The 480-nt window shown below is 60.4% G+C and carries 1 pseudogene; it reads left to right on the top strand.

Annotation, left to right across the window (positions count from 1 at the left end):
• Positions 1–24: 24 nt before the first annotated feature.
• Positions 25–480 (top strand): annotated as a pseudogene (locus tag C7G61_RS43325) (DDE-type integrase/transposase/recombinase); the annotation flags it as partial.

Here is a 480-nt window from a genome sequence, read left to right as displayed (position 1 = left end):
GCAGTATTCACCGCCCTATGACAGCTGGTCGCGGAGGGCTTCACGGTCGGACGCCTGCATGTTGCCACCCTGATGAAGCGGATGGGCATCGAGGCGCTCTATCGCAAACCCAACACCTCCAAACCGGCGCCAGGACATCAGATCTATCCTTATCTGCTGCGCAAGCTGTCGGTGACGCGCCCTAATCAGGTGTGGGCCATGGACATCACCTACATCCCCATGGCGCGGGGCTTCGTCTATCTGGCGGCGGTGGTCGACTGGTTCAGCCGGCGGGTGCTGGCTTGGCGGCTGTCCATCACTCTGGAGGCAGCCTTCTGCATCGAGGCGGTGGAAGAAGCCCTGAGCCACTACGGCAGTCCTGAGATCTTCAACACGGATCAAGGCAGTCAGTTCACCAGCCACGACTTCACCAGCGTGCTACTCAAGAACAAGATCGCGATCAGCATGGACGGCAAGGGCGCCTGGCGTGACAACGTGTTT

It is taken from the genome of Bradyrhizobium algeriense, assembly GCF_003062295.1.
Lineage (GTDB): Bacteria > Pseudomonadota > Alphaproteobacteria > Rhizobiales > Xanthobacteraceae > Bradyrhizobium > Bradyrhizobium algeriense.
Note: the sequence above shows the minus strand (reverse complement) of the source record. Positions and strands in the feature narration are given on the sequence as shown.